This is a genomic window from Enterobacter cloacae complex sp. S3, from assembly GCF_014930495.1.
Lineage (GTDB): Bacteria > Pseudomonadota > Gammaproteobacteria > Enterobacterales > Enterobacteriaceae > Enterobacter > Enterobacter asburiae_B.
This window is the reverse complement of the sequence record NZ_JADBRD010000022.1, coordinates 88,524-101,887: the sequence shown is the minus strand read 5'-3', so window position 1 is coordinate 101,887 and position 13,364 is coordinate 88,524. Positions and strand designations below refer to the sequence as shown.

The 13,364-nt window shown below is 56.4% G+C and carries 8 protein-coding genes; 4 read left to right on the top strand and 4 right to left on the bottom strand.

Going from position 1 to position 13,364, the window contains the following annotated elements:
• Positions 1-43: 43 nt before the first annotated feature.
• Positions 44-2,890 (bottom strand): two-component system sensor histidine kinase RcsC, encoded by a 2,847-nt coding sequence (gene rcsC / locus IM317_RS14535; RefSeq protein WP_033146061.1) that lies wholly within the window; start codon positions 2,888-2,890, stop codon positions 44-46.
• A 135-nt stretch (positions 2,891-3,025) separates the two neighbouring features.
• Complete coding sequence (gyrA, locus tag IM317_RS14530; protein ID WP_193362478.1) at positions 3,026-5,662, bottom strand: DNA topoisomerase (ATP-hydrolyzing) subunit A; 2,637 nt, start codon at positions 5,660-5,662, stop codon at positions 3,026-3,028.
• A 146-nt stretch (positions 5,663-5,808) separates the two neighbouring features.
• Between gyrA and ubiG the strand changes: the two genes are divergently transcribed.
• The 4 genes from ubiG to yfaE all read left to right on the top strand — a co-directional run bounded on the left by ubiG (position 5,809) and on the right by yfaE (position 10,604).
• Positions 5,809-6,537 carry a bifunctional 2-polyprenyl-6-hydroxyphenol methylase/3-demethylubiquinol 3-O-methyltransferase UbiG gene (ubiG, locus tag IM317_RS14525; protein ID WP_029740919.1) on the top strand — a complete coding sequence of 243 codons (729 nt, stop codon included), beginning with the start codon at positions 5,809-5,811 and terminating at the stop codon, positions 6,535-6,537.
• Positions 6,538-6,884: 347 nt separating this feature from the next.
• Positions 6,885-9,170 (top strand): class 1a ribonucleoside-diphosphate reductase subunit alpha, encoded by a 2,286-nt coding sequence (gene nrdA / locus IM317_RS14520; protein WP_023312513.1) that lies wholly within the window; start codon positions 6,885-6,887, stop codon positions 9,168-9,170.
• 49 nt (positions 9,171-9,219) lie between these two features.
• Positions 9,220-10,350 (top strand): class Ia ribonucleoside-diphosphate reductase subunit beta, encoded by a 1,131-nt coding sequence (gene nrdB / locus IM317_RS14515; RefSeq protein WP_033146063.1) that lies wholly within the window; start codon positions 9,220-9,222, stop codon positions 10,348-10,350.
• The gene (yfaE, locus tag IM317_RS14510) at positions 10,350-10,604 is read left to right on the top strand and encodes a class I ribonucleotide reductase maintenance protein YfaE (protein WP_023294104.1); all 255 of its coding nucleotides are present in this window, start codon (positions 10,350-10,352) and stop codon (positions 10,602-10,604) included. The genes nrdB and yfaE overlap by 1 nt, the downstream gene beginning before the upstream one ends.
• A 105-nt stretch (positions 10,605-10,709) precedes the next feature.
• Here the strand turns inward: yfaE and glpQ are convergent, their stop codons facing one another.
• Positions 10,710-11,768 carry a glycerophosphodiester phosphodiesterase gene (gene glpQ, locus IM317_RS14505; RefSeq protein WP_033146064.1) on the bottom strand — a complete coding sequence of 353 codons (1,059 nt, stop codon included), beginning with the start codon at positions 11,766-11,768 and terminating at the stop codon, positions 10,710-10,712.
• A gap of 11 nt (positions 11,769-11,779) precedes the next feature.
• Positions 11,780-13,132, bottom strand: a complete 1,353-nt coding sequence (gene glpT / locus IM317_RS14500; RefSeq protein ID WP_032659131.1) for a glycerol-3-phosphate transporter — start codon at positions 13,130-13,132, stop codon at positions 11,780-11,782.
• Positions 13,133-13,364 lie beyond the last annotated feature (232 nt).

Here is a 13,364-nt window from a genome sequence, read left to right as displayed (position 1 = left end):
CGGGGAGAGGGTGAAAAAACGAAAAGGCCCTTACGGGCCTTTTTTATATTCTGGTTTTTCTCACGCGATCCGCGTAAATCGACAATGTCTGCTTCAGCACGTCCAGCGTCACCGGTTTCGACAGACAGCTGTCCATGCCTGACTCCAGACAACGCTGTTTCTCTTCCGCCAGCGCGTTCGCCGTTACGCCCACTACCGGCAGCGTCAGGCCAAGCTGTCGGATGCGCTGCGTCAGACGGTAGCCGTCCATGTTTGGCATGTTGACGTCGCTAAGCACGATATCAATATGATTTTTACTCAGCACATTCAGCGCATCCACGCCGTCATTGGCGGTTTTGCACTGGTAGCCCAGCGATCCAAGCTGGTCAGCCAGCAGGCGACGGTTAATCGGATGGTCATCCACCACCAGAATCATCATATCGTCATTCACCGACGCCAGAGACTCCGGTGACGGCAATCCGCCCGTGCCGTCGCGCTCTTCCAGCTCCACTTTGTAGATGCGCGCCAGCAGGCTCAACAGCTCGTGCGGCGTTGCAACACTGTGTACCCATTCCCCGGGTGCACGCTCGACAGGAATGCCGATGTGGCGACGGCAGAAGAGCACTGCCCCTCTCCCCTGCCACGGCTGCTCCGGCATCTCGTCGGCAATCAGCACATCGTCCACATCCGGTGTTTGACCTTCATAGAGACACACCCTCACGCCGCTGTGGGCAAGCAGCGCCGTCAGGTAGTCATTCAGCGAGGCGTTATGCACCGCCAGCCAGCAGCGCTTGTCGCTCAGCCCGTCCACCGTCGCTTTTGCCGGATACTGCGCCGAATAGAGCGGAATACGGATGGTGAACTGGCTGCCCATGCCGGGCTCGGTATCCACAGAGATATCGCCGTCCATCATGCTGACGAGCTTCTCACAAATCGCCAGCCCCAGTCCGGTGCCCTGGAAGTTACGCTGCACGCCGGTCCCGACCTGGAAGAACGGGTCGAACAGGCGAACCACTTCCTTCGCCGGGATGCCGACACCCGTGTCGCGCACGCGAATGCTCAGGTAATCCCCCGCCCGGCAGACGTGCAACACGATACAGCCAACGTCGGTGAATTTGATGGCGTTGCTGAGCAGGTTAGAAATGACCTGCTGCAGGCGCATCGGATCGCCGTGCAGCGTCAGCGGCACGTCAGGTTCAATAAAGCAGTAGAGCCCCAGCTGTTTACGCACCACCAGCGGCAGATAGTTGGCGCTGATGTGGTTCATCACCTCGCGCGGCGAGAACTCCCGCGGTTCGATTTTCAGCTGCTCAGACTCAATTTTAGAGAAGTCGAGAATATCGCTGATGATTTTCAGCAGCAGGCTGGAGGAGTTGTTCATTGCCGTCACCAGCCTGTCGACCCCTTTCGGCAACTCTTTGGTCTGCAGCAGGTCGAGGTTACCGATGATCCCGTACAGCGGCGTTCGCAGCTCGTGGCTGACGGTGGCAAGGAACATGGATTTCGACTGGCTGGCCTGCTCCGCAGCCTGCGCCATCTCCTGCAACGACTCTTCCATCTTCACGCGCGCGGAGACATCCACCAGCACGCAAATCGCCACGTTTTCATTGCGATAGCGGGAATGCACAAAGCTGATCTGCAGGTTGGTGTGCGTGCTGGTGAGCACATCGACAAAGTTAACCTGCTGACCGCAGATAATTTGCGTCAGCCTCTGGCGGTCCTCGTGCGTCAGCATGTTCAGGTAGTTATGCGCCAGCTCGTTACTCAGGATGTTGGTTCCGTCCTGGGTACGCAGAATACAGATCCCCACCGGCGCCGACGCGACAATCTTCCGGTTAAACTGCTCGTGTTCCTCCAGCCGCTGGGCGTCGCTTTCGGCCGGAATAAAGATTTTCCGCTCATACATGCGCGCCAGGGTAAACAGCGCCCCGCCCGCGATCAGGTTCAGCAGAATCGCATTCATGATGAGAATACGTATCCGCTCAAGCACCATATCCACCGGCAGCGAATAGACAATACTCAGCGACGAAGGCGGCAGGCTCTTCTTCAGCACCAGCTCGCGGAAGCCCGAGGTATAGCCAAACCACGACCGCTCCTGCATCCAGTGCGGTTCAACGTTTAACCGGTTATCCGGCCCGGCGAGTGAGATCAGCTGATGACCGTTTTCATCCAGAATGGTCACCCCCATAGGCAGGCTGCCCGGAGTGAAAAAGTTTTCCATACGAATGGTCTGCTCAATCCCCAGCAGCGCCTGCAGGCGATTGCCCAGATACACCGGCGTCAGGGCGTAGAAATAGCCCACGCCCGGGCGCGGGCCCTGGCTAACCCAGAAGATGTTATTCCCGCGCTCGTCCTGCGGCGCATTGCGGTATTTCACAATACGTTCATGCAGGCTTTTCAGCGCATCGTCACGCTCAACGGGCACGTCGCGCAGGCCAAAGTCAGCCATGCAGAGATTTTCACTGCCAATCAGGAATACGCGGTTCAGGTCATAGGCGGCGGAGAAATTGTCGCGCCAGTAGCGCATAAACCAGGCAAGGGATTCCAGCGACCCGCGCCAGGTATTGCTCATGGTGGAGCAATCGGAATCCGGGAACAGCGGCTGGAAGTCCGGGACTTCGGTTTTGTCGTTACGCCCGCGAAGCGCAAGGATGCCGTTTTCCGCCGTCAGACGATTTTCGGCAATATACTTCAGCTCCTTCATCACGTCAGACGTTCGCTGAATGTAGCGCTGGGCCTGGTCGGAGCTTAAGTTAAACTCCTGGCGGATCTCCGCTTCTTTCTGGTGTAGCGCGTTAACGATGTAAAACACCGAGAACAAGGCCACCAGCAGCCAAAGCAAGAGCGCCAGCGCCCGAAACAGATAGCGAGAAACTTTCAGCGTAGTACGAAAGGAGACGAGGTATTTCAAGGGGGCGAGGCTCCGCCGTCGGGGTCAAAAGAATGTGGTTAAGGTAGCGGTAAACGCGCCAGGTCGCAACGTTGACTTATCTGCTTGTGCAAAAGAAAAGGGCCGGAATCCGGCCCTTTTTTGCATCAGGAGACATTACTCGTCAGCGTCATCCGCTACGTCATCGTCGGTGTCGGCTTCCGGCGCGATATCATCATCGCCTTCCGCAACGCTACCGTCGATGGAATCGAGCTCTTCGTCATCCACCGGCTCAGCAACTCGCTGCAGACCCACCACGTTTTCATCTTCCGCTGTACGGATGAGGATCACGCCCTGGGTGTTACGCCCCACCACGCTGATCTCAGACACGCGGGTACGCACCAGCGTACCGGCATCGGTGATCATCATGATCTGGTCGGCATCGTCTACCTGCACCGCGCCCACAACGGAACCGTTGCGCTCGGTCACTTTGATAGAGATAACGCCCTGCGTGCCGCGAGACTTGGTTGGGTATTCCCCTTCCGCCGTACGTTTACCGTAACCATTCTGCGTCACGGTCAGGATAGCCCCTTCACCGCGCGGAATAATCAGAGAAACAACGCTGTCTTCGCCAGCCAGTTTGATACCACGAACGCCCGTAGCGGTACGCCCCATTGCACGAACGGCGTTCTCTTTAAAGCGCACCACTTTACCTGCCGCAGAGAACAGCATCACTTCATCAGAACCGGAGGTCAGATCCACACCGATCAGCTCGTCGCCTTCGTTCAGGTTCACCGCGATGATCCCGGCGGAACGTGGGCGGCTGAACTCGGTCAGCGCGGTTTTCTTCACGGTACCGCTGGCGGTCGCCATAAAGACGTTCACGCCCTCTTCGTACTCGCGTACCGGCAGGATGGCGGTGATACGTTCGTTCGCTTCCAGCGGCAGCAGGTTAACGATTGGACGGCCACGCGCGCCACGGCTCGCTTCCGGCAGCTGATAGACTTTCATCCAGTACAGACGACCGCGGCTGGAGAAGCAGAGGATCGTGTCATGGGTGTTCGCCACCAGCAGGCGGTCAATAAAGTCTTCTTCTTTAATGCGTGCCGCAGATTTACCTTTACCGCCACGACGCTGTGCTTCGTAGTCGGTCAGCGGCTGATACTTCACATAGCCCTGGTGAGACAGGGTGACCACCACGTCTTCGCGTTTGATCAGATCTTCAATGTTGATATCAGAGCTGTTCGCGGTGATTTCGGTGCGGCGCGCATCGCCGAACTGATCGCGGACCAGCTCCAGCTCTTCACGGATCACTTCCATCAGACGCTCTGCGCTGCCCAGAATATGCAGCAGTTCAGCAATCTGTTCCAGCAGCTCTTTGTATTCGTCGAGCAGTTTCTCGTGCTCAAGGCCGGTCAGTTTCTGCAGACGCAGATCCAGAATCGCCTGAGCCTGCTGTTCAGTCAGGTAATACTGACCGTCACGCACGCCGAACTCAGGTTCCAGCCACTCAGGACGGGCTGCGTCATCGCCCGCACGTTCCAGCATCGCGGCGACGTTACCCAAATCCCACGGACGGGAAATCAGGGCGGCTTTCGCCTCCGCCGGGGTTGGCGCACGACGGATCAGTTCGATGATCGGGTCGATGTTGGCCAGCGCAACCGCCAGCGCTTCAAGGATGTGCGCACGGTCACGCGCTTTGCGCAGTTCGAAGATGGTACGACGGGTCACCACTTCACGGCGGTGACGCACGAACGCGCTCAGGATCTCTTTCAGGTTCATGATCTTCGGCTGACCATGGTGCAGCGCAACCATGTTGATACCGAAGGAAACCTGAAGCTGAGTCTGGGAGTACAGGTTGTTCAGCACAACCTCACCCACCGCGTCGCGTTTGATTTCAATCACGATGCGCATACCGTCTTTGTCAGACTCGTCACGCAGCGCGCTGATGCCTTCAACGCGTTTTTCTTTTACCAGCTCGGCGATTTTTTCAATCAGACGCGCTTTGTTCACCTGATACGGGATCTCGTGAACAATGATGGTTTCACGGCCGGTTTTAGCGTCCGCTTCCACTTCGGCGCGGGCACGGATGTAAATCTTGCCGCGGCCGGTGCGGTACGCTTCTTCAATACCGCGACGACCGTTGATAATCGCCGCCGTTGGGAAGTCCGGACCCGGGATGTGTTCCATCAGCCCTTCAATGCTGATGTCTTCATCGTCGATATAGGCCAGGCAGCCGTTGATCACTTCGGTGATATTGTGCGGCGGAATGTTGGTTGCCATACCGACCGCGATACCGGAGGAACCGTTAACCAGCAGGTTCGGGATCTTGGTTGGCATCACATCAGGGATGCGCTCGGTGCCGTCGTAGTTATCGACGAAATCAACGGTCTCTTTTTCCAGGTCGGCCATCAGCTCATGAGCGATTTTCGACATACGGATTTCCGTATAACGCATCGCCGCAGCGGAGTCGCCGTCGACTGAACCAAAGTTACCCTGACCATCTACCAGCATGTAACGCAAGGAGAATGGCTGCGCCATACGAACGATGGTGTCATACACGGCGGTATCACCATGCGGGTGATATTTACCGATGACGTCACCGACGACGCGGGCAGATTTTTTATAGGCTTTATTCCAGTCATTGCCCAATACGTTCATGGCGTATAGTACGCGACGGTGTACCGGCTTAAGGCCATCGCGGACGTCCGGCAGCGCACGGCCAACAATGACCGACATCGCATAGTCCAGATAGGAGCTCTTCAGCTCTTCCTCGATGTTAACCGGTGTAATTTCTCTCGCAAGGTCGCTCATCTAACCGCTATCCCTCTACTGTATCCCGGATTCAAAGGTCGCAAATTATAACACAGCCGAGGTGATTGAGGTAAACCTATACGCTTTATTCACGGGGATTGCCTGATATACTCCTTTGTCTTGCTAAATAAGGAGTAAAAGCGCCCATGAATGCCGAAAAATCCCCGGTGGCTCACAACGTTGACCACGAAGAGATTGCCAAATTTGAAGCGGTGGCGTCCCGCTGGTGGGATCTCGAAGGTGAGTTCAAACCGCTGCATCGCATTAACCCGCTGCGTCTGGGCTATATCGCGGAGCGTTCCGGCGGTCTGTTCGGTAAGAAAGTGCTCGACGTCGGCTGCGGCGGCGGCATCCTGGCTGAGAGCATGGCGCGCGAAGGGGCGAATGTTACAGGCCTGGATATGGGCTTTGAACCGCTCCAGGTGGCCCGCCTTCACGCGCTGGAGTCCGGCATTCAGGTGGAATACGTGCAGGAAACCGTGGAAGAGCACGCGGCAAAACACGCCCATCAGTACGATGTGGTGACCTGCATGGAGATGCTGGAGCACGTTCCCGATCCGCAGTCGGTGGTGCACGCCTGTGCAAAACTGGTGAAACCGGGCGGCCAGGTCTTCTTCTCAACCATCAACCGTAACGGTAAAGCCTGGCTGATGGCCGTTGTCGGCGCGGAGTATGTGCTGCGCATGGTGCCGAAAGGGACGCACGACGTGAAGAAATTCATCAAGCCTGCGGAACTGTTAGGCTGGGTTGACCAGACGTGGCTCAAAGAGCAGCACATCACCGGCCTGCACTACAATCCGTTGACCGATAAATTCAAGCTCGCACCGGGCGTAGATGTTAACTATATGTTGCATACCACCGCCAAAAACGACTAACGTCATTCGTTATTCTTATAAAGATTGCGCGACATCATGTTGCGCAATTCTGACCTCCCGTTGAAGAAATCAGCACTCGATCAAATTTTGAATTTTTTTTCTTAATTATTGACATGTCTTCCAGGCCTTACGGTACGAGGACTTAGCCTTTTTTACCCTTTCACAACCTCAATTTAACGCCAAAATCAACCCTTGTGCTGAAAAGATTCGATACTAGAATACTCACCATATAGCGTTTTTCTTATCGCAAACCCCCTACATGTAGTATTTATCCACAGAGTTAGTCACAAGACGGATCTGTGGATAAACGGGGGATATTTTTTATTTCACGGACAGGTAAAACCCACATGAATCAGAGTCTGCTGGTGACAAAGCGCGACGGTACTACCGAGCGTATCAATCTGGACAAAATCCATCGAGTTCTCGACTGGGCAGCAGAAGGACTGAACAACGTATCTATCTCCCAGGTTGAACTGCGTTCCCACATTCAGTTCTACGACGGCATCAAAACGTCTGATATCCACGAAACAATCATTAAAGCAGCGGCAGACCTCATCTCCCGCGAAGCACCGGATTATCAGTACCTCGCTGCACGTCTGGCGATTTTCCACCTGCGTAAAAAAGCCTACGGCCAGTTTGAGCCGCCGAAGCTTTACGATCACGTCGTGAAAATGGTTGAACTGGGCAAATACGACACGCATCTGCTGGAAGACTATACGGAAGAAGAGTTCGAGCAGATGAACGGGTTTATCGATCACTGGCGCGACATGAACTTCTCCTACGCGGCGGTGAAGCAGCTCGAAGGCAAATACCTGGTTCAGAACCGTGTAACCGGTGAGATCTACGAAAGCGCCCAGTTCCTCTATATTCTGGTGGCCGCCTGCCTGTTCTCTAACTACCCGCGTGACACCCGTCTGGAATACGTGAAGCGTTTCTACGATGCGGTATCCACGTTCAAGATTTCTCTGCCGACGCCAATCATGTCTGGCGTGCGTACCCCAACCCGTCAGTTCAGCTCCTGCGTACTGATCGAGTGTGGTGACAGCCTGGATTCCATCAACGCCACCTCCAGCGCCATCGTGAAATACGTCTCCCAGCGTGCCGGTATCGGCATCAATGCCGGTCGCATCCGTGCGCTGGGCAGCCCGATTCGCGGCGGTGAAGCGTTCCACACCGGCTGTATCCCGTTCTATAAACACTTCCAGACGGCAGTAAAATCCTGCTCTCAGGGCGGCGTGCGCGGCGGTGCTGCGACCCTGTTCTACCCGATGTGGCACCTGGAAGTGGAAAGCCTGCTGGTTCTGAAAAACAACCGCGGCGTGGAAGGCAACCGCGTGCGCCATATGGACTACGGCGTGCAGATCAACAAGCTGATGTACACCCGTCTGCTGAAAGGCGAAGACATCACCCTGTTCAGCCCGTCCGACGTTCCGGGCCTGTATGACGCGTTCTTTGCCGATCAGGACGAGTTCGAGCGTCTGTACACCAAATACGAAAAAGACGACAGCATCCGCAAGCAGCGCGTGAAGGCGGTAGACCTGTTCTCCCTGATGATGCAGGAACGTGCCTCAACCGGCCGTATCTACATCCAGAACGTGGACCACTGCAACACCCACAGCCCGTTTGATCCAGTAGTTGCGCCAGTGCGCCAGTCTAACCTGTGCCTGGAGATCGCCCTGCCGACCAAACCGCTGGAAGACGTGAACGACGAAAACGGTGAAATCGCGCTGTGTACGCTTTCCGCGTTCAACCTGGGCGCAATTAAGAGCCTGGACGAGCTGGAAGAGCTGGCGGTGCTGGCGGTTCGCGCGCTCGACGCCCTGCTGGACTACCAGGATTACCCAATCCCGGCCGCTAAACGCGGTGCAATGGGCCGCCGTACCCTGGGTATCGGCGTGATCAACTTCGCCTACTGGCTGGCGAAAAACGGCAAGCGTTACTCAGACGGCAGCGCTAACAACCTGACGCACCAGACGTTCGAAGCGATTCAGTACTACCTGATGAAAGCCTCTAACGAGCTGGCGAAAGAGCAAGGCGCGTGCCCGTGGTTCAACGAAACCACCTACGCGAAAGGCATTCTGCCAATCGACACCTACAAGAAAGACCTGGATGCGATCGTCAGCGAGCCGCTGCACCTCGACTGGGAAGGCCTGCGCGAGTCCATCAAGACCCACGGCCTGCGTAACTCCACGCTCTCTGCCCTGATGCCGTCCGAGACCTCTTCGCAGATCTCTAACGCCACCAACGGTATTGAACCGCCGCGCGGCCACGTGAGCATCAAAGCGTCGAAAGACGGCGTGCTGCGTCAGGTGGTACCGGATTACGAAACGCTGGGTAATAACTACGAGCTGCTGTGGGAAATGCCGAACAACGACGGCTACCTGCAGCTGGTGGGTATCATGCAGAAGTTTATCGACCAGTCGATCTCTGCCAATACCAACTATGACCCGACGCGCTTCCCGTCCGGCAAGGTACCGATGCAGCAGCTGCTGAAAGACCTGCTCACCGCCTACAAATTTGGCGTGAAAACGCTGTACTATCACAACACCCGTGACGGTGCGGAAGACGCGCAGGACGACATGGTACCGTCAATTCAGGACGATGGCTGCGAAAGCGGCGCATGTAAGATCTAATGAAGGGCGGGGATATCCCCGCCTTTATTTCGTAAGACAGGACACACTCATGGCATATACCACCTTTTCACAGACGAAAAACGACCAGCTCAAAGAGCCGATGTTCTTCGGCCAGCCGGTCAACGTGGCACGCTACGATCAGCAAAAATATGACATCTTCGAAAAGCTGATTGAAAAGCAACTCTCCTTCTTCTGGCGCCCGGAAGAAGTGGACGTCTCCCGCGACCGTATTGACTACCAGTCGCTGCCGGATCACGAAAAACATATCTTCATCAGCAACCTGAAGTACCAGACGCTGCTGGACTCCATTCAGGGTCGTAGCCCGAACGTGGCGCTGCTGCCGCTGATCTCCATTCCTGAGCTGGAAACCTGGGTGGAAACCTGGGCGTTCTCCGAGACGATCCACTCCCGCTCTTACACCCACATCATCCGCAACATCGTGAACGATCCGGCTATGGTGTTTGACGATATCGTCACCAACGAGCAGATCCAGAAGCGCGCGGAAGGCATTGCCCACTACTACGACGAGCTGATCGAGATGACCAGCTACTGGCATTTGCTGGGCGAAGGTACGCACAACGTGAACGGTAAAACCATCACCGTGAACCTGCGCGCGCTGAAAAAACAGCTGTACCTGTGCCTGATGAGCGTTAACGCCCTGGAAGCGATCCGCTTCTACGTGAGCTTCGCCTGCTCCTTCGCCTTTGCCGAGCGCAAGCTGATGGAAGGCAATGCCAAAATCATCCGTCTGATCGCCCGCGATGAAGCCCTGCACCTGACCGGTACCCAGCACATGCTGAACCTGCTGCGCAGCGGTACGGACGATCCGGAGATGGCGGAAATCGCCGAAGAGTGCAAGCAGGAGTGCTACGACCTGTTCGTGCTGGCGGCTCAGCAGGAGAAAGAGTGGGCAGACTACCTGTTCCGTGACGGCTCCATGATTGGCCTGAACAAAGACATCCTGTGCCAGTACGTTGAGTACATCACCAACATCCGCATGCAGGCCGTCGGTCTTGACCTGCCGTTCCAGACGCGCTCTAACCCAATCCCGTGGATCAACACCTGGCTGGTGTCCGATAACGTGCAGGTTGCGCCGCAGGAAGTGGAAGTCAGCTCTTATCTGGTCGGTCAGATTGATTCTGAAGTCAACACCGACGACCTGAGCAACTTCCAGCTCTGATGTCACGCGTCACGCTACGTCTTTCCGGCACTGAGGTACTGTGTCGGGAGGAGCACCCTTCTCTGCTGGTGGCGCTTGAGGCGCATCAGGTAGAAGTAGAGTACCAGTGTCGTTCCGGCTACTGCGGCTCCTGCCGCTGCCGTCTGGTCGCCGGCCAGGTGGACTGGCTGACCGAGCCACTGGCCTTTATCAACGAAGGGGAAATTTTGCCCTGCTGCTGCCGGGCAAAAGGCGATATAGAGATCGAGATGTGATGTTGTCCTTATCCCCTCTCCCGGTGGGAGAGGGTTAGGGTGAGGGTATCAGGCCGCAGAGCCTGATTGTCGGGTGGCGGCTTCGCCTTACCCGACCTGCCAAACCTACTTCCGGTGAATGAATTCGACCGCTTTATCCGGGAAATCCGTAAACAGTCCGTCCACGCCCGCCTGGTTATACAACACCTCATAAAGCTGATTCACGTCCGTGGCATACGGCGGCAGCTGGTCTGCACGCACGGTATACGGATGCACCTGCATCCTGCTGGCGTGCGCCTCTTTCACCATCGCCGTCAGCTTCACGTGGCCCGGCGCTGAGCCTTCCGCCACCAGCATGTGGTAATCCGGTCCGATGCCGTCGGCGTACTGCGCAATCTGCTTCATCGCGCCCGGCTTAAACATCCAGTCGTAGCTGTAGTTCACCCACCTGCCGTCCGGCTGCTTCTCCTGGGTTTCATTCCAGTCGGTATAGGCAATCAGCTGCACCAGATTGAGGTTCATCCCCATCTTCGGCTCCAGCTCGGTTTTGATGCGCTTCAGCTCGGCGGCGTCAAAACACTGCAGGTAAACTTTGTCCTTCTTGCTGGTGTAGCCGTACTGTTTCAGCACCTCCAGCGTCTTCGCGGCAATGTCTTTGCCTTCCTGATGGTGGAACCACGGCGCTTTGATCTCCGGGTAGATGCCGATATTTTTACCGGTTGAGTGGTTCAGCCCCTGAACAAACTCAATCTCTTCCTGGAAGGTATGGATCCGGAAGTCAGACTTGCCCATCGGGAAACGTCCCGGATAGACCTGCACCTTCTTGCCGTTTTCAATCTCAAAGCCTTCGGTAAACTTCAGGGAACGGATCTCCGCCAGCGTGAAATCAATGGCGTAGTAGCGACCATCTTTGCGCGCGCGGTCCGGGAAACGCTCCGCCACGTCCGTCACGCGGTCCAGATAGTGGTCATGCAGGACGACCAGCTGGTCGTCCTTGGTCATTACCAGATCCTGCTCCAGATAATCCGCGCCCTGGGCATAGGCCATCGCCTTCGCCGGGAGCGTATGCTCCGGCAGATAGCCGCTGGCGCCGCGGTGGGCAATAACGATTTTATCCGCCGCCAGCGCGGAGCCTGTCATCAGGCCCGCCAGCAGCAGGCCGGTTGTTACGTAAGACAATTTCATCGCAATGCTCCTTATTGACGACGCGCCAGCACTTCCGCGTGGTGACGTTTCTCACCGATCATGACCACAATGAGCAGCAATACCGCCAGCACGCTACCGCCGATCATCACCATAAAGCCGCCGTCCCAGCCGAAGAAGTCAACGGTGTAGCCCACGATGGCGCTCGCCGCGACCGAACCGCCCAGGTAGCCGAACAGACCGGTAAAGCCTGCCGCCGTGCCTGCCGCTTTTTTCGGCGCCAGCTCCAGCGCGTGCAGACCGATCAGCATCACCGGACCGTAAATCAGGAAGCCGATGACGATCATGCAGGCCATGTCTACTGATGGGTTGCCCGGCGGGTTGAGCCAGTAAACAACGGTCGCGATGGTGACCAGGGTCATAAAGAACACGCCCGTCGCGCCGCGGTTGCCTTTAAACACCTTGTCCGACATCCAGCCGCAAAGCAGCGTGCCCGGGATCCCGGCATATTCATACAGGAAATAGGCCCAGGAGGACTTATCCAGCGCGAAGTGCTTCACCTCTTTCAGGTAGGTCGGGGACCAGTCCAGAATGCCGTAGCGCAGCAGATAAACGAACACGTTCGCCACCGCGATGTACCACAGCAGCTTGTTCGGCAGGACGTACTTCATGAAGATCTGTTTTGCGGTCAGCTCTTCTTCGTGCTCCTTGCTGTAATCATCCGGATAGTCGTTTTTGTACTCTTCAATCGGCGGCAGGCCGCAGGACTGAGGCGTATCGCGCATCAGCGCGAAAGCGATAATCGCCACGACGATGGCGCCAAAGGCAGGCATATAGAGCGCAGCGTGCCAGTCGTTGAACCAGGCCATCCCCAGCAGGAACAGCAGCGGCGGAATACCGCCACCCACGTTATGCGCGCAGTTCCACACCGACACGATGCCGCCGCGTTCCTTCTGCGACCACCAGTGCACCATGGTGCGTCCGCACGGCGGCCATCCCATCCCCTGGAACCAGCCGCAGAGGAACAGCAGCACGAACATAATCGCAATACTGGACGTCGCCCACGGCACAAAGCCCATGAACAGCATGACCGCGGCCGCCAGGATCAGACCGGCGGGCAGGAACACGCGCGGATTCGAGCGATCCGATACCGACCCCATGATGAATTTGGAAAAACCGTAGGCGATTGAGATCCCCGACAGCGCGAACCCCAGATCGCCGCGGGAGAAGCCCTGCTCCACCAGATACGGCATCGCGAGCGCGAAGTTTTTACGTACAAGGTAGTACGCCGCGTACCCGAAGAAGATCCCCAGGAAAATTTGCCAGCGCAGACGGCGGTATAGCGGATCAATTTCTGCCTCTGGCAGACGCGCCCTGTGCGGCGCAGGTTTGAAGATACTGAGCATAACAGCCTCCGTGGCCTTGAATTGAATGGGCAGGTGGCTCGCACCTGAATTCCAGAGGCGGGGATGTTAAGAAATCACGGTGATTGTTACTGTGAATCAACGCACAGATTGTTACAGAAATATGACAGAATGCGCAAAAAAGCGCATGAAATCACGTTCCACTTTCGAATTTCGCGCGTTTATGTTCGAAATCAAACAAACCACACTATTGGTATGGCTAAATGATAAAAAA

Coding starts and splice junctions, on each gene's coding strand:
- gyrA (WP_193362478.1), bottom strand. CDS start 5,662: ATGAGCGACCTTGCGAGAGAAATTACACCGGTTAACATCGAGGAAGAG.
- ubiG (WP_029740919.1), top strand. CDS start 5,809: ATGAATGCCGAAAAATCCCCGGTGGCTCACAACGTTGACCACGAAGAG.
- nrdA (WP_023312513.1), top strand. CDS start 6,885: ATGAATCAGAGTCTGCTGGTGACAAAGCGCGACGGTACTACCGAGCGT.
- nrdB (WP_033146063.1), top strand. CDS start 9,220: ATGGCATATACCACCTTTTCACAGACGAAAAACGACCAGCTCAAAGAG.
- yfaE (WP_023294104.1), top strand. CDS start 10,350: ATGTCACGCGTCACGCTACGTCTTTCCGGCACTGAGGTACTGTGTCGG.
- glpQ (WP_033146064.1), bottom strand. CDS start 11,768: ATGAAATTGTCTTACGTAACAACCGGCCTGCTGCTGGCGGGCCTGATG.
- glpT (WP_032659131.1), bottom strand. CDS start 13,132: ATGCTCAGTATCTTCAAACCTGCGCCGCACAGGGCGCGTCTGCCAGAG.